The sequence below is a fragment of the Faecalibacterium sp. Marseille-P9590 genome (genome assembly GCF_017377665.1).
GTDB lineage: Bacteria > Bacillota > Clostridia > Oscillospirales > Ruminococcaceae > Faecalibacterium.
In genome coordinates this window covers 176,144-193,800 of the sequence record NZ_JAFREF010000003.1, presented here as the reverse complement: position 1 = coordinate 193,800, position 17,657 = coordinate 176,144, and the positions used below count along the sequence as shown (strand labels likewise).

Here is a 17,657-nt window from a genome sequence, read left to right as displayed (position 1 = left end):
TATCTTTTACAGTTGAATGATTTGAGAGCTATACGGATCAAACTCTTCCCCATGACAAATAATCACAAGGGTCATTTTATGCTTCTTCGCAAAATCAACGATCCCCTTTGAAACGGCTTCTTTCAGGTCGTGGTCGAGTGCACTGGTTGGCTCATCAAGAATGAGAACATCTGGCTTACGAAGCAGAAGCCTTGCAATCCCGATTCTTTGCCGTTCACCACTGCTCAAGTTTTCGCCACCATAAGGTATTGCATACGCAAGCCCATGTTCCGCAACAAATTCCGACAGACCGCATGCCACAACCACTTCATCTATTTCATCGGGAGCTGCATTCCATTCCATCGTTATATTTTCTAACACAGTTCCATAAAATAACACGGTGTTTTGCTCGACCATCAGAACGCGTTTTTTATATTCATCCGGATCGAATTGTAAAAAGTCCTGCCCATTATACCTAATATGTCCGTTGATCTGATTGGGTGAAATCATTCGGGTGATTATTTTTGCAAGTGTGGATTTTCCTGTTCCGCTTTTTCCTTTTATTAAAACCACTTCGCCTCGTGAAAATTTGATATCAAGTTCACGTGGTGGCAACGTAGACTGTTCATTGGAAGGGCAGAATCTATTGGATATTGTAATGTCAAAGTTTTTGAATTCTGGAACTTCTTGTTGCAATCCTTTTTCTGTAAGCGAGTCCGAATGGATTGTCTTCTGTACCCTGTTGTATATATCAGTCGACAGATGGCATTGAGAAATATCATCACCGATCGACTGGATGGAATTTGAAATCTTCACCATGGAGTCCATGATAACAATTGTTTCGCCAACCGACGCATATCCATAAAAGGATAAAACGACCCCTAAAAACAAAACCATAAAAGGAAGAACTTCCCCAGAAAAAACAAGCTGAGTAATAAAAACTGTCTTTCTTACGATCGCGATTTTTAACGTTGATGTATAATTTTGCTCTACAACTTTTTCGAATTGTTCCTCAAAATAATCTGCTTTGTCCAGCTGTCGAATTGTGTTAATGTTTCTCTCTGTGTTTACGATATACTGGTTCAGAAAGCCCTTCATTTTTTGCCGATTATTTTCTGCTTTTGCAAATGCTATGCTGCAGCTGTTTGCAAGCCAAGAACTAATCAATAAAAAGAAACAGGCAATCAATGTTAAATAGAAATTTATCGACATTATCAGAAAAATCATAAATGCCACATTCAAAACTTCTAATGTTAGCTCTGATTTTCCCGAAGTATACCATGGCATCATTTTATATGTATCTTCTGTCAGGTTATAGAGCAATGTTCCTTCGTTCTCTTTTGTTTTATGCCACAAAGATTGATTAAAGATTAATCTTTGACCTTCCAGAATACCATCATTATCCAGACAGTTCTTGACGTATGACCTTAAAAATTTAAGCATAAATGTCACAAAAAACAACGCCATCAAAGATCCGAACATAAAATAATTCAAGTTTTTCTGATCAATAAACTTTTGCAGATATATTTCTCCCAAAAATGTACACGGCATATAGATCAAAGATATAAAAAGATATAGGCATTTATATGCACGTATTCTTCTTGAAAACTTGAACATTATTACTCCTTCTGGTGAATACTATGTAAAAGGTTATTAATTAAGCTGCAATTTCCTATAACACAAGGATGCCTTTAACTTGGGCTTTTATACACAAATACAAGCACCAATCCCACAAACTAAATCGTTCAGGGTTTGATGCTTGTATTGTTTGATCATCTAAAGTTTTCAATCGCTTTAGATCATTCTGTTAGCCGTGCTTGCCCCAGCCATCGACTTCCATCATAATGGGTTTCTTATACATATTATCACCTCCTTTCAAGTTTAGAGTAAGTCCAGTTTCTTTAATTGATTCATGAATTCCTCGACATCTGGAGAAACTGTATCAGAAGAAACTGAATACTTTTGACATAATTGATTGATAATTTCTTCTTGACTATTTCCGCCTTCCAGCATTAATAATATTTCGTAACTGATGTTATTCAATATATATACTTTGCCATTTGTGGAGAGAAATCCCGTACTTTCGTCATCTAATCGTGCAGTACATTGTCTTTTGAAATTATGTAATTTACAAATTTTCATTTTCAATTCCTACATTTATAAAATTTCAGTGGATTATCGGGCATATGGACATCGCCCATCTGATTCAATAAGGTCTTTAGTTGCTGCAAATGTGCAGCCCCTGCATCCACCTTTGCACCATTTCAGAATACTACAATTCTTGCAGGCCCCTTTTATATCTTTAATGGAAATATCTCGTAATTGACTAAATACTTTTGAATTTTCCCATATATCAATTAAAGAATGTTCTTTAATATTTCCAGCTTTCAATTCAGGAATAGACGACATCATAGAGCATCCATACACATCACCAAAGGCATTCACAAAGAAATTGTCTTTACCTGCTGTACAACCAAAACTATTTTCAGTAGATGTATAGTACAAATCCTCTTTGACCCAATATTTTATATCTTCTGCCCGACCAGTTTCATATAAAGGCCAATAAAGCTCCCACGGTAATTGTCCTTCCTCGACAGGAACAATCCTCAGCGAAACTGGAAGTTTTTTCTGCTTTTTCAAATCTGTCATCTGCAGAATGAATTGTTTTAGCTCGCCATATGTTAAATAGCAATCTCTGACATTCTTTTTTGCATTGCCTACAGTAGCTAAGAGCATGATTGCTGCTTCATGTATTCCCAACTCATGCATTAGTTCTAATGTTTCCGGAATATAATTCACATTATATTTTGTAAGAGTTATAATCCCATCGACTGCAATGCCGCAATTCATCAGGTTTATGATTCCTCTTTTGGTTAATTCAAATGTTCCGCTTTTTCCACGTGATTTATCATGAATTTGAGCAGTTGGACCATCCAAACTGACACAGATTCTATCAACGTTTGTTTGCGCCAATTTCTTTGCAATAGACTCATCGATCATTGTTGCATTTGTATTGACAAAGTAATTAAAATAGTGCTTATCTGCCAATTTGAGGATTTCGAACCAATCCTTCCGTAGAAAGGGTTCACCGCCTTCAAATCCAACGCGTAAAATTCCAATTTGATCAAACTGCTCAAAGATATCCTCAAAGTCCGATACCTTGAGCAAATGATTTGAAATAGTCGATTCACATTCAGCTTCTGCATAGCAGAAGTCACACCTCAAATTGCAATATGGGTAGATTGAAAAATCTACGTAGGTTGGATTTACCATTTGATTTTTCCTTTCCACATTTAAATGCGTCTCAAAATACGTGCAAGCTGTTTGCATTCTATTACTTTTTTCATCAGTTGTCAGCAAATTTGTCATGAATTCCCGAAATCATGGCATGAAGTCGTGCATTGGCTCAGTCGGTGATTTCAAGTCATTCAAGCCCCCCCCAAAAAAAAACACTTTTCTTGCATCAACAATTTTAACAGTCGATTACAAGAAAAGTGTGGATTAACGAAAATAAGTTAGCCGAATGAGCTTATAATATCGTGGAGGATACCCATCTGGTTCTTAGAAAAGTCTTTTCCTCGTTGGCTAGGGGAAAGATACTCTTGTCGAATTTTTCTCAAGAGATTACACTGTTCCTCCGTAAGTCCAGAAAGCGAAAGGACATTCGTTGTTTCTAAATCTAGCAGTTCATCGGTAGAAACTCCAAACAGAAGTGAAATACTAACAAGAACATCTAATGGAATAGCATGAGCGTCACTTTCATAGCCGCTAATTGTAGAAACGGCCTTGTTCAACCGCTTTGCAAGTTCAGCTTGCGACCAGTTTCGACTTTCTCTCAAGTTTTTTAGCTTTTCACCAAGATAATGCTCCATTTCTGTTCACTCCTATCCTATTAGAGTGTACTATTTGCATATTCGATATAATCGTACTATAATTATTAAAATGTTCGATTATGTCGAATTTCATTGACTTGCGAAAGGAGTTGCGTTATTTTGGATGACAAAAAGATCATCAAATTGCAGTGGAGGATTGGCAAAATGAGAATTTTGATTTGTGATGATGAGCAAAAGTTGATTGACTTAGAGCTTTCTATTCTTCAAGAATATTGTCGGTCCACTAACATCGCTGCAACATTTTTTACATTCACAGATTCCCTAAGTGCTGGAAATATAGGTGAATTTGATATTGCGTTCTTAGATATTGATATGGAGAAACTAAATGGAATTGAGCTGGCTCGAAAATTGCGATCAAAAAACCCGACTTCCATTATTATTTTTGTTACAAACTTCATTCAATACGCCCCTGAAGGCTATGAAGTAAATGCTTTTCGTTATCTATTAAAGTCTGATATTCCTTACAAGCTCATTCCATACTTTGTGAATTCGCTACAAGAAGTTATTGATTCTCGTCAAACCGTTACTTTTTCGATTAGCGGCGAGTCGATAGATGTTCAAACCAAAAACATTTTATATCTAGAATCCGACAAGCATATTATTGTTATGCACTTAATTAATGATGCACGGACTGAGTATCGCTTTTACGGAAATATGGCGGTTCTTTCTGACAAACTTCAAAATCTAGGCTTTCTACGTATACATAAGAGCTACCTAGTAAATATGGAATACATTGAGCTCTTTCAATATGAAAAAGTTTATCTAAAAAGTGGTGTATGTGTTCCATCCAGTGAAAAAAAGCATAAAGAATTGAAACAGCTATACTTAAAATGGAGGGGAAAAAGTCGATGGGAACTTTCTTAAGTCTTTGTTATACCGCTGTTGATACAATATGTTTGATTTTATTTTTAGATGTTTTTGAGCAACGTCGCTTTGACGGATTAAAATTCCACCTCCATGTATTGGAATATGTACTTCTGAGTTGTTGGGTTCCTTTAATTCTTTCAATCATTGTTGGACACAATCAAGCACTAAAAATTTTAATCATTTTACTGATCGATTTCATAATCGCTAAAAGGTTATATACAGAAATCTCGACTGCTATACTCTGCTTCTTTGTTAGCCTTGAATATTTATTATCATACTGCTTATCTTTCACTGTTGGAATGACATGCAGTGTAATTTTTGGAATGGATTCTAATACATTTCAATCTTCACCTATCTGCGTAATTATTTATGGTATAATCGCTTATTCTTTACAGCTATTTTTAGCACTAATGTTCCGAAAAATCATGCGCCCCAGAAGGTTTGGAAAAAATCGACATTCTCTCCGAATATCACAAATAATTATGTACGGGTTATTTCCAAGTGCTTCGTTTATGGTATTGATTGTTCTACTCTATATATCCACCGGAAGAAATGTATCAGAAGCTATACTAGCATTTACTTGTGGATTGATTATTGCTGCAAATGCAGCAATAATCTTTCTTCTAGAACGTATGGAGCAGGCTATGGAACGAGAGCAACAGCTATTTTCATTGGGACAGCAACTTGAGGTTCAAGTACGGAGCATGGAATCTGCCAGCAAACTTTTCTCGGAACAACGCAAAAAAGTACATGATTATCGCTCACATCTCAACACTCTTCGTGTGCTTTTGCAGAACCATGAATACGAGCCAGCAGAAGTCTATTTGAACTCAGTATCCAAGCAACAAACCGAACGACTTTTTTTGGTAAATACTCATCATTCGATTTTGGATGCATTATTTAATACGAAAGCGTCAGAGGCAATTCAAGAGGGGATTGAAATTGATTTCAGAGTAAACGATTTATCAATGTTGCCATTTGAAGCAGCTGATATGGTTGTACTGCTTTCAAATTTGCTAGATAATGCAATTGAAGCCAATCGATCATACTGTGGAAGTAAGAAGATTCATGTAACAGCATTATGGAAAAAAAGCTTTTTATTTTCTATTCGAAACACCTCAAATCCTGTCAGAATTGAAAACAACACTATTCAAACGACCAAACCTGACCCCCAACTTCATGGTTTTGGACTTTCCAATGTGAAGCTTATCCTTGAAAAATATAATGGTGATTTCACTATGGATTATGAGGACAACTGGTTTCAATTTACTGGAGAAATTTCACAATAACCGATTTTGTGACAGAAAAAACCTACTTGATGACAAAAAAGTTGATTTATTTGCAAACTCAAGGTATTTAATTTATAAACTTTCAAGCATGGGAGTATGGATTGAATGAACCTCATTGCAACACACTTGGCAAAAAGGTTTTTGAAGAGGGAGCTAATTGCAGAAGAATCTCTTGAGTGGTGCATTTACGGAATCGAAAAAAGACTGTCAATGTTCACTACATGGACTCTTTTAATCTTATTGGGGAGTTACTGCTTCGGCTTTCGACGAACTATATCTTTTGCTGTTTGTTTTGTTGCATTAAGAAAATATTCAAATGGGTACCATGCAAAAACGTATATCCATTGCTTATTGCTTTCTTTAATTCTCCAATCAGTTTCCATGATACTCATCAAAGCTCTCCCTACTAAATTTTTTGGGTTTGTTTGGATATTCTCTGATTTTGTGATTCTCAAAATTGCTCCTGTTAATAACAATCAATTACATTTAACGCAGTCAGAATTGTCTGCTCTAAAAGAACGAATCCCCTATGTGCTTTTTTTCGTCAACCTAACATGTATAATCTTAAGGTCACCACCAATTGAAAAAACACTTTCTAATGAGCTGGAAGGATTAACAGCTGCAATGTTATCAGATGCCTTGACGCTGCTAATCTTTGTATTAAAGAAAATATATGGGAGGATTATCCATGGAAATGAAAGTAAGAAATCTAATAAAAAAATCTCTTGAAAAAATGATGAAAAAAGATATGGAAGTCTGGCCGCCTGAGTGTTCCGGTTGGTTGTATCAACCGTGTCGTCCCAAATCACAGCTTATTAAAGATACTGACCCTCCCAAAAATCGATAACTTCATCAATTTTGTTTTTATTTTGAGGCTTTCTTAGACTCAAGGAAATCGCATTTTGAGTACATCATGCTAGACTTTAAGCCTAGTATGATGCACTTTTTGTTTACACTACGTTTGAGGAAAGCTATGCCGATTATCAACTTAAAGGAACACTACCCCACTGCGCATCCAAAAGACTTTTTTGTAGAAGTATCTGATGAAGTCCATCAGTTTCTCTTGTCTATGAAACGCAAAGAGGATGCTTTTGCCAGACAGGTGAGCCGTTACCACGCATATCACTCGCTAGACGATCCCGCTTTTTCTGCTGAGTCGTATCTTCTTGTGCCCACTCCAACACCTGCGGAGATCATAGAACGGCAACAGCATCTTGTGAACATCAACCATACAATTTTAGCTTTGTCTCCAAAACAAGCAAAGCGGTGCTACGATTACTTCTATTGTGGGATTTCCATGCCAAGCATAGCCGAAAAAGAGGGCACAACAGTAGGAAGTGTCTCGGGAAGTATTAAATCTGCTTTAATTAACCTCAGAGAAAAATGCAATTTGTTCATCAAACCCTAACTTTTACCTGTTTTTTGTCCTATATAGTATAGGGATGTTTTTCTCTATCACGGAAAAGTGCAACCGCATTTTCCATGCTCCGCCCGCCTTGCCATCATCGACAAAGAAAGGACGAAGAAACATGAAAAGGAGATTGATCGAGTACCAACCGAACCCCGGCAACCAAAACTTGGTCCGCCGCCGATTGCATCTTTGCACTCTGACCTTATGGCGCAGCTTGCGACTGCGTTGCTTTGTGGTCGGAGGGCTGGCTTATGTACTTTGACTCTTACATTACAGGAAAACGCATCCAGCAGCTGCGCAAAACCAAAGGCTTAACGCAAGAACAATTTGCCGCAAAGCTGAATATCAGTGACCGCCATTTGGGAAAGATCGAACGAGGGGAAGGAACTGCTTCCATAGATTTGTTGGTAGAAGTAGCCATTTCACTGAACACCACTCTGGACTTTTTGATTCTTGGCGTATTGGACACTCCACGGGAAAGGGAGCTTAATGCACAGATCAAAAAGCAGCACCAGAAAATCCAGATTATCAAAAATAAGCTGAGCAATCTTATTGACGAACTGGATGCATCTGTATAACCACCATAAAGAAGTCGAGAAGCGATTCTCGGCTTCTTTTTTTGCGCCATTTTTTCGACGAATCTACGAAAAATCGGAACTGGCAGTTCCAGTTTTTGAGAAAAATCCGCTCAAAAAAGTGGCAAAACCGGAACTACCAGTTCCTTAAAAAGACAGTGTTTCCACGATAAACTATTGTCACAGCAAGGGCAACACCCCAGACGGGGAGATACCCGAAGCTGTAAGACGTACCTTGAAAACTGAATATCATTCCCTCGGACAAAACAATGAAACTTCCGTAATTCGCGGCCCGGCCATAAAGAAGGCGGGGTGGCTGAAAAGCCAATGAGAGGAAGGGTGCAGTCCCCCTCACCGAGGTGTATTCCAACCCCCACCGGGCGTCGAGGACAAATAGGGTGGGACACTTAAAACAAAATCTTCAAAGCCCACCACCGGAATTCTTCTGAATCAAGGCAGTGGGCTTTTTCCATACCGAATATTCATTCTGATGACACGGAGGTAATGATTATGAGCCGTACTTTTACCCACAAGACCGATGAATCGACCCTGACCACCCTCTGCCCCCGCTGCCTGAATGCCTTTCGGAACACCCGTGGCATCCGTGTCCGCCGTGCTGACCCCCACCAGCTCACCAAGGAGCCTTGCACCTACTGCCAGACCAACTTTGGCTACGACTACTACATCCAGCCCACCAGCCCGAAATCCACCTACTTTAAGAAGGGACGGTTTGATGATGAATCTGAATGCGCTTAAGATCGACCCAGAGTTTCAGGGCAAGATCCCGCCGCTGAACGCCGAGGAGGAGCACATCTTAGAGCAGAACATGATTCAGGAGCGGCGGCTACTGAATCCGCTCATCATCTGGAACGGTTACATACTGGATGGACATTCCCGGTATCGCATCCTCAAGCATCACCCGGAGATCGCTTTTGAAGTGAAGGAAATCCAGTTGCCCGACCGTTACGCTGCACTGGCATGGATTTGTCAGAATCAGTTGGGGCGCAGAAACCTTGACCCGGAACGCCGGAAGTTCTTGATGGGGAAAACCTATGAAAACGAAAAGCTCTCTGTAGGTGGGTCAATTCATCGAGAACATGATGAATCTGGGAGATTCACCTCATGTGCTCAAAATGATCACATGAGGTCAGCCGAAGGACGCACCTGCGAACGTATTGCTGCCAAAAACGGCGTTACCCCAATATTTGTTCGTCGAGCTGAAAAGTATGCGAAAGGCGTTGATGCGGCGGAAGCTGCCGTCCCCGGTGCAATGGAGGAAATACTGACCGGGCATATCAAGGCTACCGATGCCGAGATCACCGCTTTGGCGCAAACCCCAAAAGAAGAAATCCCGGCAATCATTAAGGAGCTGCGCAAACCCAAGAAGGACCGGAAAGCAAAGAAGCCGACAAGCCCGGAAAAATCCGATGTTGCTGCCGACGATGCTTCTGATTCCGATGAAGTCCATACCGAGGATGAAATTGTGCCGGTAAGCAATTCGCCCCCGGATTTCAAAAGGAGTATCCAAGGTCACAAACGCTGTCTTACAGACGAAGATCGAAAACGACTTCGGCAATCCATTGACAACCGCCATCATAAAACGACCGTTGCGAACGGCTCAATTATGATGTGCGAAGTTCAGGGCGCAAAGGAGGATTTTATCCGCCGCTGGAATCTCGTATTCAAAGACTATCCCGATGTTTTTGAGGACAACGACTGCCGAAGTGCCATTCTTTTTCTGATTGATGACACTTCTGCCTATCTTCAGACGATAAAGGAGAGAGTGCTATGATGAATTCTAATCTGAACCTTGCCAAGCTGCCCGAATGTGTTTGCGAGATGCGCTACATCGACAGCGCACTCTTGACCCCCTGCGCGGAATACCAGCGTGTTTTGCGCACCAGAAAGGTGGAGGAGATTTCTGCTACCTTTTCGGAGTACGTTGCCAACGAACCGAGAGTCAGCTACCGTGATGGTCGCTACCATGTTTTTGATGGACAGAACACCATCGAAGCTCGTATCGCCTGCAACGGAGGTCATGACCTCCCGATCCTCTGCAAAGTCTTTCACGGTCTTTCCAAAAAGGATGAAGCCCTTTTGTTTGCTGTTCAGACGGGCATTTCCACCGATCTGACCGCAGGTGAGCGGCTTCGTGCTGACATCGTGGCAGAAGATGAGGATGCTTGTGCATTTGTTGCAGCCACCGAAGCAACTGGTGCTACTTTTGCACTGGATGGCATCCGAGCCGAGTGGAAGATCTACTGCATCCGCTCTGCCTATTATATTTACAAGAACTACGGTTCTGACATCTATCAGGAAGCCCTGAAGATCATCGTGGAGGCATGGTGGGGCGATTCCGATTCGTTCCTGTCTGGCATCCTCCATGGCGTTACCCGCTTTGTGGCAATGTACCGGGATGAGTACAGCCGGGAGCGTCTGATTGCACGGCTTTCTACGGTGCATCCGAAAACCATCACCAAAAATGCACGGAAGGACACGGGCAACACCGCCGACCGCCACATGAAGCAGATTCTGGAGATCTACAATGGCTCCAGCCGTTCTCTGAGCCTTCCTGTAAAACGTTGATGCTCTCGCCTTTATCGGCATACTCCTTTTTCCTGCAAGAGCCGCCTGCCATAAACGGGCGGCTCTTGCTACATATAGAAGGATAGGAGGTCTGATCGCTATCATACCAAAGGACTGGAAATACCTCAGAGGGGACATTTACTATGCAGACATGGAGCCGCACATCGGCTCCGAACAGGGCGGCACCCGACCTGTGGTGGTTCTGCAAAACGATGTAGGAAACCGCTATGCGCCTACCCTTATTGTGGCGACAGTGACTTCCCGCACCGAGAAAAAGAAATACCAGCCCACGCACGTTCTGATAGCCCACAATACAGCCTTTGAGAAGCCGTCTGTGGTTCAGCTGGAACAGATATTCACGATAGACAAAAGCCGCATACAGCGTTTCTTAGGACAGACTACACGGCATGAAATGCGCCGGATCGAAGAAGCCCTGATGAACAGTTTAGAAATCAATGAATGGGATAGGAGGAATGCCGATGAATGAAAAAGTGATGGTATCGCCGGAGATCCAGAGCGAAGCAGTCGTCTTGCCGCAGATCGTCAGCATCAAGCAGGCAAGCCAGCGTATGGGCTTACCTGAATATTACATCCGCCGTCTTTGCCGGGAAGTGCCGGGCATGGCGTTCCAGTCAGGCATCAAATGGTATATCAACCTTGGCAAGATGGCTGAGTATTTCAACGGGGGAACGACAACTTTGTGATTTGTCAAGGATGCGGGCATAAACTGCGACATCCTAAAAATTAACCGCCCGAACTGCTATACTCATCGTGACAGAGATAACCACCACACAGAAAGGAAGGTAAATATATGGCATCGTTTGAATTGCGAGAACCCAAAAAGAAGCCTCGTTATTATAAACTCATCGCAAATGTTCTGGTGAACGGCAAAATCGAACGCCGCTATGGTCGGTTTGATTTTGACCCTACCGAACTGAAAAATGCTCGTGCGCGCAACGCTGCTGCGAAAGTTGCCGCTGCCGAATTTGAACGGCGGGAACAGGAAAAGGCCGATAAAGAAGCCGGCAACGCAGGAAAGACCTTTGCGGTAGTGGCGCAGGAGTACATAGAATCTAAAAAGGCAAGACTTGCTCCTTCTGCTCGCTTAGAGGGCGATTATGACAGCCATCGTAATAAGGCGAACACAACGAGGGGCAAGGAAAACTACCTTCGGAAGATTCAGCAATTCCCTGAGTTTGCACAGAAGTCCGTTGATTCCATCAAAAAGGTGGATTGTGATTGGGTTCTGGAACAGATCGAAATTGGCGGCGCACGATGCCGCACCCATGCTGTTATCAATCAGCGTGGTCTGGAGATGAAAAAGGAATCTTGCCCGAAGCTGGCTAAGAGATGCGATTGCGGTGCAAAAACCATAGAAAAAGCATTTCGCAGCGAAGTGGTCGATATTAAAACAGCAGAACAGGTGGCGATTGCGCTGGGTTGTAAAGTGGACGATGCTTTTGATGTGGAAACCATTGCAAAACCTATGACCAGAAAGAGCATGAGAGAATACGCTCTGTTCATTCGTTCTACACTGGAATATGCGGATGAAAATTACGGTGTGAAGAATCCCATGCACAAAATTCCTGCACTGGGAAGCCGGAGCAGGTCGGTAGACACTATTAAGAAGCACCAGATCAAGCAGCTTCAGGACACCTTAAAGGAAAGTTCCATGTTGGAACAGGTGATCGTTCTGTCCCTGCTCAATTCTGGTGTGCGCCGTGGCGAACTGGCTGGATTGACATGGAAAGATGTCAACTTTGAAGAATGCACGATACATATTTCTAAATCGCTTCTGGTATTCAAAGATTTTGGGTATCAGTTGACAACGACCAAGGAAAGCAACATCCGGGATGTGGACGTTGCACCGGAGTACATGGACTTCCTCAAAGAATATTATAAGTATTGGAAGTCCCAGAAAAAATTGATGGGAGGGAGTTGGCAGAAAAGTCTGGATAAGAAAAGCAGCAAGTATGCACCCTCACTCCTTGCCCTTCGGGGGACGGACTTCGTGATCTGCAATGACCATGGGTTCCCCATCAACCCGGACAGCTATGGCGCACTGGTTCGCAGAATCGGACAGCGGGCAGGCATTGAAGGGCTGCATCCTCATATGTTCCGGCACACTTTTGTGAGCATCCTCTTGTCCAACCCGGAAATCGGTGTGGCGACAGTAGCCGCAGAAGCCGGACACGCACAGCCCAGTACCACCCTTGCAATTTACACGCAGGTCTATGACAAACGGCGCAAAGAAATTCGCAACCAGATGAGCAAGGAGCTGTACGAATGAGCAAAAAAGAAGCACGAAGGCCGGAACCTTCGTGCTTTTTTGGTGGGCCAGGCAGGACTTGAACCCGCGATAACCCCGTTATGAGCGGGGAGTTCTAACCACTGAACTACTGGCCCTTATGACGTTGTTTCAAAGCTCTGTAAAATGGCTTTCGTACCCAGAAAATACCCAAGTCCGATTTTCAAGCCACTCGCAAACCAAAAAACAACGGAAAAACGCTATTTGAAAAAGGTGGAAACGGTAAGGTCTGGCGGTTATGAGCCGCCAGCTCTGACCAACTGAGCTACTGGCCCACGAAGACGGCGTCTGCCGCACATGGACTAACTATAAGTATACCAAAAAATCAGAAAAAAGCAAATCCTTTTGCCGGAATTATTTTGTGCGGCGGGCGTCAAACTTGCGCAGCATGAACTCGTCCAGCATCGCGGGCTGGAACAGCGGCTCTTTGTAGCCAAAAGCTTCCCGGATGAAGATGAGGGTCACGATGGTCTGGCGGCCCGGGTCGAACCGGAGGGTGTAGAGGGTGTCCAGCGGCTGCTGGGTGGGCTGATGGAGCGTCAGGTGGAGGGTGAAGCCGCCGTCGTTCTCCCGGCGGCACTCGTAGGCAAAGACATCGTCCGGGCTGTGCTGGTCCAGCCGGTCGAAGCAGTCGTCCAGCGGCAGGTCGGTGCGGAACTCGGACAGGCCGCTGGGGCCGTACTGGCTGCGGCGGTTCTGGTCTTTCTTAGACAGCAGAAATACGATAAAGCCCAGAATGGCCGCGAGAAGAAGGATGGAAAAAACAGCGTTCATGTGCGCCTCCCGATGGAATTTGTGTCGAGTTTTCCTTATTGTAACACAACACGCCCCAAAATGTGTTATAATATTTGAAAAATTCCAAAAACTGATGGGGAGCCTGCGCCCTTTCTGCGGGCGGGAGGGACGATATGAAACTCAAATTCACGCGAAAGACCTGGTATTTCCTGCTGCTGGCTTCCGCAGCGGCCTCTATGCTCAACGGCTTTGCCGTCCTGAGCGGCACCAGCTTCGGCCTCATCGAGCAGATCGCATTCGCCATGGCGGGCATCGCGGCCCTTTTCCTCGCGGCGGAAAAAGGCTCGGCAAGCTGGGAAAAACGCAACTTTACCGGCGTGTTCGTGCTGCTGATGGTGAGCTACATGGTCAATGGCTGGGCGGGCTACCTCTGCTCTGCGCTGGCGTGGCCGCTGCTGCTCAGTACTGAGTACAAGCGCGGCATGGCCATCCAGCGCCAGCTGCAGCTGGTGGGTGCCGCCGAAGCGCTCCACCTGTTCTTCCTGCTGATGGCGAAATACGGCGGCATGGCCACGCTGGGTTTCTGGACGAACCTGCTCTGGGTGCTGCTGGCCTGCGCCCGGGGCTGGGCAGCGCTGAGCCTCTATAAGATGCAGGAGGACGCATGACCCAGCGGCGGAGAAGACGCCACGCCCGGCGGGGCCGGTTCGGGCGGCGGGCGTTCCTGGCCGGGGCCGGCTGTGCCGCTCTGGCCGGGGCAGCGGTGCTGCTGGACCGGGGCCAGACGGCCTCGGCGTCGTCGGTGCCGCCGACGGATAAAGCAGAGCCAAACGCCGCCCTGCCCACGGGTGAATGGCGGGCCGTCTGGGTGAGCTATCTGGAATGGGCCGGGATGGACTTTTCGTCCGAAGAAGCCTTCCGTGCCGGTGCGGCGGCGCTGATGGACAACTGTCTGTCCATCGGGCTGAACACCGTCATCGCGCAGGTGCGGCCTTTCGGGGATGCTCTTTACAGGAGCACCCTCTTCCCGTGGAGCCATCTCTGCACCGGCGAGCAGGGGCAGGACCCCGGCTTCGACCCGCTGGACGTCCTCATCACCGAAGCACACAGCCGGGGCCTTTCGCTGGAAGCGTGGGTGAACCCCTACCGCCTCCGCTCCTCGGCGAAGATGCCGCCTGCGCTGGCGGAAAATAACCTTGCCAATGTACATCCCGAGTGGGTCTGCGCCGTGGGCGAGGGGCTGTACCTGAACCCGGCTATCCCGGAAGCCGCAGACTATGTGGTGAAGGGCGTGGCCGAGCTGGTGCAGAACTACGCTGTGGACGGCATCCACTTCGACGACTATTTTTACCCCACGACAGACGCTGCACTGGACGCGGCCCAGTTCGCCGCCAGCGGCGCGGGGGATCTGGCCGCATGGCGGCGGCAGAACGTCACCGCGCTGGTGAAAACGGCCCACGACGCCGTCAAAGCCGCCGACGCTACCCTCCGTTTCGGCGTCAGCCCGCAGGGCAACCCCGACAACGACCTCGGCCAGCAGTACAGCGACGTGAAAGCATGGCTGGCCGCCGAGGGCGAAAACGCCGTGGTGGACTACCTCTGCCCGCAGATATACTGGGGCTGCGGCTATACCCTCCAGTCGGGCAGCACCCGCTTCGCCTTCGAGAACATCGTGCCGGAGTGGCTGGCTATGCCAAGGGCGGCATCCACGGCCCTCTACTTCGGGCTGGGGGCCTATCGCATCGGCGAGGGCGACGGCGGTGCCAACGAGGACAGCCAGAGCCAGTGGTGCACGGGCAGCGCTCTTGCCCGGCAGGTGGAAAGTCTGCACAGCCTCGGCGCGGGCGGCTGGGCGCTCTACCGGTACGATTCGCTGTTCCGGTCGGCTCAGCCGGAGCTTGCCGACGCCGAACGTGCGGCGCTGGCCGCTCTGACTACAGCCTGAACTCTTGTATGGAAAAGCAAAATGCGGTATACTATATAAATCGTGTAAAACCTCGTGTTAAAACAAAATTTGAGGATAAAAGATCATGAAAAAGATAAAGCGAATCGTCCTGCTCGTCGTGGCGGTGCTGGTACTGCTTGTGGCTGCGTCCGGCGTCAAGACTGTGCTGGACATGAAGAACAGCGCGGACAACGAGGTGCAGGAAGAGGACAGCACCCGCTGGGCCGAACCGACCAGCGACCCGCTGAACATCGAGGGCATTGCTGACGCCTCGGCCAAGTATGCCTCGGCAGCGGTGAACGGGAGCTTGAACATCGTGTTCAACGGCATCTGGAGCCGCCAGACCGATTACTTCACCGTCCCGGGCGGCAGCCTGACCATCACCGGCTACGGCACCGCCGAGGGTACCCAGCGGTACAAGGTGTCCGTCTGGCAGAAGGTGGCCGGCGGCGCACAGTACGTCAACGGAAGCACCTATTATATCAAGACCGATGGTCAGAACTACCGCTGCGTCATCTCCGGGCTGGACCCGGCGGCCAGCTACCGCCTGACCATCTCCTACGATTCCAGCCGTTACTACCTCTATGGCGGACTCAAAGTGGAGGGCATAGGATGAAGACACAGACCAAACATTCGCTCATGCTGATGCTCTGCGCATTTATCTGGGGTACGGCTTTCGTAGCCCAGAGCGCAGGCTCCGGCATGGGGGCCTATTCCTTCCTCGCAGGGCGCAGCTGGCTGGCCGTCCTTGTGCTGATCCCCACCGTGTTCGCTTTCGACGCCGTGCGCAAAAAACAGGGCCAGCCCTACGGCTGGCCGAAAGAGAAGTCGGAGCGAAAGACCCTGCTGGTGGCGGGCCTCGTCTCCGGCACCTTCCTGTTCGCGGCCTCAGCGGCCCAGCAGATCGGCATCACCATCAACCCGTCCACGGCCAAGGCCGCGTTCCTGACGGCCATGTACGTCGTGCTGGTGCCGGTGTTCGGCCTCTTTCTGGGTCGGAAGGGCAGCGCGCAGCTCTGGGTCAGCATGGTCATCGCCGTGGCGGGCCTGTATATGCTCTGCATGAAGAACGGCTTCGGCGGCATTGAGACCAGCGACTGGATACTTCTCAGCTGCGCCGTGCTGTTCAGCTTCCAGATCATGTCCATCGACCACTTTTCGCCGCTTGTGGACGGTGTGCGGCTGAGTCTCATCCAGTTCATCGTGGTGGCTGTGGAGAGCTCTGCGGCGGCGCTGATCTTCGAGACGCCCACGCTGGCAGAGTACGGCGCAAACTTTCTGCCTGTGGTCTACTGCGGCGTCATGTCCAGCGGCGCGGGCTATACGCTTCAAATCCTGGGCCAGAAAGATTTGAACCCCGCCATCGCCAGCCTTATCATGTGTTTGGAAAGCGTATTCAGCGCGCTGGGCGGCTGGCTGCTGCTGGGCCAGAACCTTTCGATGCGGGAGAGCGCAGGCTGCACCCTCATCTTCGCCGCCGTTGTGCTGTCTCAGCTGCCCTTTGCGGAGCTGCGCAGATGCAAAAAGGGCGCGTGATGCTGCGGGCGGCCGGGGGCATCCCCTATGAGCTGACGCGGGGACGAGTCAAGCGGCTCAACCTCCACGTCCGGCGGGACGGTACCGTGGCCCTCAGCATCCCCCTGCGCACGACGCTGGAAGCGGCTGACGCCTACGTCATCGCTGAGGCGGAGTGGATACGGGCCGCACAGGCCCGGCAGGCCGCCCGCGAAAAGCGGCAGGAGGAACTGCCCGACAAGGCGGCCGCCCTGGCCCACTTCACGGCCATGAGCGACAAGGTCTACCCGGCCTTTGCCGGGGTACTGGGCGGGCAGAAGCCCACCATCAAAGTGCGCAGCATGACCAGCCGCTGGGGCGTCTGCCACATGGCGAAGCGCCAGATCACCTTCGCGCTCCAGCTCTACAATATGCCCGAGGCGGCACAGATCTATGTGGTAGTGCATGAGTACTGCCACTTTTTGCGGCCCGACCACAGCCCGGCTTTCTGGGCCGAAGTGGCGAAACTGATGCCGGACTGGAAAGCCCGGCGGGATTTATTAAAATAGGAGAGA

Annotated in this window: 21 protein-coding genes and 1 tRNA gene; 16 read left to right on the top strand and 6 right to left on the bottom strand. The window is 47.3% G+C overall.

The window, feature by feature from the left end; translation table 11 throughout:
- Positions 1–6: 6 nt before the first annotated feature.
- From J3349_RS05865 to J3349_RS05850, 4 genes are all read right to left on the bottom strand, one after another.
- Positions 7–1,473, bottom strand: a complete 1,467-nt coding sequence (locus J3349_RS05865) for an ABC transporter ATP-binding protein (protein WP_207676747.1) — start codon at positions 1,471–1,473, stop codon at positions 7–9.
- 387 nt (positions 1,474–1,860) lie between these two features.
- Positions 1,861–2,121: a PqqD family protein gene (locus J3349_RS05860; RefSeq protein ID WP_207676746.1), complete on the bottom strand. Its 261-nt coding sequence runs from the start codon at positions 2,119–2,121 to the stop codon at positions 1,861–1,863.
- 33 nt (positions 2,122–2,154) lie between these two features.
- Positions 2,155–3,348: a radical SAM protein gene (locus J3349_RS05855; RefSeq protein WP_207676745.1), complete on the bottom strand. Its 1,194-nt coding sequence runs from the start codon at positions 3,346–3,348 to the stop codon at positions 2,155–2,157.
- 146 nt (positions 3,349–3,494) lie between these two features.
- Positions 3,495–3,851 carry a helix-turn-helix transcriptional regulator gene (locus tag J3349_RS05850; RefSeq protein ID WP_207676744.1) on the bottom strand — a complete coding sequence of 119 codons (357 nt, stop codon included), beginning with the start codon at positions 3,849–3,851 and terminating at the stop codon, positions 3,495–3,497.
- A gap of 120 nt (positions 3,852–3,971) precedes the next feature.
- On the opposite strand from J3349_RS05850, the gene J3349_RS05845 reads away from it, so the two are divergent.
- The 11 genes from J3349_RS05845 to J3349_RS05795 all read left to right on the top strand — a co-directional run bounded on the left by J3349_RS05845 (position 3,972) and on the right by J3349_RS05795 (position 12,890).
- The gene (locus tag J3349_RS05845; RefSeq protein WP_242699532.1) at positions 3,972–4,736 is read left to right on the top strand and encodes a LytTR family DNA-binding domain-containing protein; all 765 of its coding nucleotides are present in this window, start codon (positions 3,972–3,974) and stop codon (positions 4,734–4,736) included.
- The gene (locus J3349_RS05840; protein ID WP_242699531.1) at positions 4,703–6,028 is read left to right on the top strand and encodes a sensor histidine kinase; all 1,326 of its coding nucleotides are present in this window, start codon (positions 4,703–4,705) and stop codon (positions 6,026–6,028) included. Before J3349_RS05845 ends, J3349_RS05840 begins: the two co-directional genes overlap by 34 nt.
- Positions 6,029–6,133: 105 nt before the next feature.
- A complete protein-coding gene (locus tag J3349_RS05835) occupies positions 6,134–6,757 on the top strand; it encodes an accessory gene regulator B family protein (RefSeq protein WP_207676743.1) in 624 nt (207 codons plus the stop codon).
- A 244-nt stretch (positions 6,758–7,001) separates the two neighbouring features.
- A complete protein-coding gene (locus J3349_RS05830; RefSeq protein ID WP_207676742.1) occupies positions 7,002–7,436 on the top strand; it encodes a sigma-70 family RNA polymerase sigma factor in 435 nt (144 codons plus the stop codon).
- A 254-nt stretch (positions 7,437–7,690) separates the two neighbouring features.
- The gene (locus J3349_RS05825; protein ID WP_207676741.1) at positions 7,691–8,017 is read left to right on the top strand and encodes a helix-turn-helix transcriptional regulator; all 327 of its coding nucleotides are present in this window, start codon (positions 7,691–7,693) and stop codon (positions 8,015–8,017) included.
- 507 nt (positions 8,018–8,524) lie between these two features.
- Entirely contained in the window at positions 8,525–8,770 is a 246-nt protein-coding gene (locus J3349_RS05820) for a hypothetical protein (RefSeq protein ID WP_207676740.1), read from the top strand.
- Positions 8,748–9,806 (top strand): hypothetical protein, encoded by a 1,059-nt coding sequence (locus J3349_RS05815; protein WP_207676739.1) that lies wholly within the window; start codon positions 8,748–8,750, stop codon positions 9,804–9,806. Before J3349_RS05820 ends, J3349_RS05815 begins: the two co-directional genes overlap by 23 nt.
- Positions 9,803–10,600 (top strand): DUF6551 family protein, encoded by a 798-nt coding sequence (locus J3349_RS05810; protein ID WP_207676738.1) that lies wholly within the window; start codon positions 9,803–9,805, stop codon positions 10,598–10,600. The genes J3349_RS05815 and J3349_RS05810 overlap by 4 nt, the downstream gene beginning before the upstream one ends.
- Before the next feature lie 100 nt (positions 10,601–10,700).
- Positions 10,701–11,087: a type II toxin-antitoxin system PemK/MazF family toxin gene (locus tag J3349_RS05805; RefSeq protein ID WP_055185981.1), complete on the top strand. Its 387-nt coding sequence runs from the start codon at positions 10,701–10,703 to the stop codon at positions 11,085–11,087.
- Positions 11,080–11,304 carry a hypothetical protein gene (locus tag J3349_RS05800; protein WP_158387305.1) on the top strand — a complete coding sequence of 75 codons (225 nt, stop codon included), beginning with the start codon at positions 11,080–11,082 and terminating at the stop codon, positions 11,302–11,304. The genes J3349_RS05805 and J3349_RS05800 overlap by 8 nt, the downstream gene beginning before the upstream one ends.
- A 107-nt stretch (positions 11,305–11,411) precedes the next feature.
- Positions 11,412–12,890 (top strand): site-specific integrase, encoded by a 1,479-nt coding sequence (locus J3349_RS05795; protein ID WP_207676737.1) that lies wholly within the window; start codon positions 11,412–11,414, stop codon positions 12,888–12,890.
- A 40-nt stretch (positions 12,891–12,930) separates the two neighbouring features.
- On the opposite strand, the gene J3349_RS05790 is transcribed toward J3349_RS05795, so the two are convergent.
- Positions 12,931–13,006: transfer RNA gene (locus J3349_RS05790), tRNA-Ile, on the bottom strand.
- 256 nt (positions 13,007–13,262) lie between these two features.
- On the bottom strand, positions 13,263–13,682 hold the full coding sequence (locus tag J3349_RS05785; RefSeq protein WP_158400389.1) for a hypothetical protein: 420 nt from the start codon (positions 13,680–13,682) through the stop codon (positions 13,263–13,265).
- Positions 13,683–13,816: 134 nt separating this feature from the next.
- Between J3349_RS05785 and J3349_RS05780 the strand changes: the two genes are divergently transcribed.
- The 5 genes from J3349_RS05780 to J3349_RS05760 all read left to right on the top strand — a co-directional run bounded on the left by J3349_RS05780 (position 13,817) and on the right by J3349_RS05760 (position 17,651).
- Complete coding sequence (locus tag J3349_RS05780) at positions 13,817–14,311, top strand: conjugal transfer protein TraD (RefSeq protein ID WP_207676736.1); 495 nt, start codon at positions 13,817–13,819, stop codon at positions 14,309–14,311.
- Positions 14,308–15,588 (top strand): family 10 glycosylhydrolase, encoded by a 1,281-nt coding sequence (locus J3349_RS05775; protein ID WP_207676735.1) that lies wholly within the window; start codon positions 14,308–14,310, stop codon positions 15,586–15,588. The genes J3349_RS05780 and J3349_RS05775 overlap by 4 nt, the downstream gene beginning before the upstream one ends.
- 85 nt (positions 15,589–15,673) lie before the next feature.
- Entirely contained in the window at positions 15,674–16,204 is a 531-nt protein-coding gene (locus J3349_RS05770) for a hypothetical protein (protein WP_207676734.1), read from the top strand.
- Entirely contained in the window at positions 16,201–17,124 is a 924-nt protein-coding gene (locus J3349_RS05765; RefSeq protein WP_207676733.1) for a DMT family transporter, read from the top strand. The genes J3349_RS05770 and J3349_RS05765 overlap by 4 nt, the downstream gene beginning before the upstream one ends.
- The gene (locus J3349_RS05760) at positions 17,106–17,651 is read left to right on the top strand and encodes a M48 family metallopeptidase (protein ID WP_242699530.1); all 546 of its coding nucleotides are present in this window, start codon (positions 17,106–17,108) and stop codon (positions 17,649–17,651) included. Before J3349_RS05765 ends, J3349_RS05760 begins: the two co-directional genes overlap by 19 nt.
- The last annotated feature ends 6 nt before the right edge of the window (positions 17,652–17,657 follow it).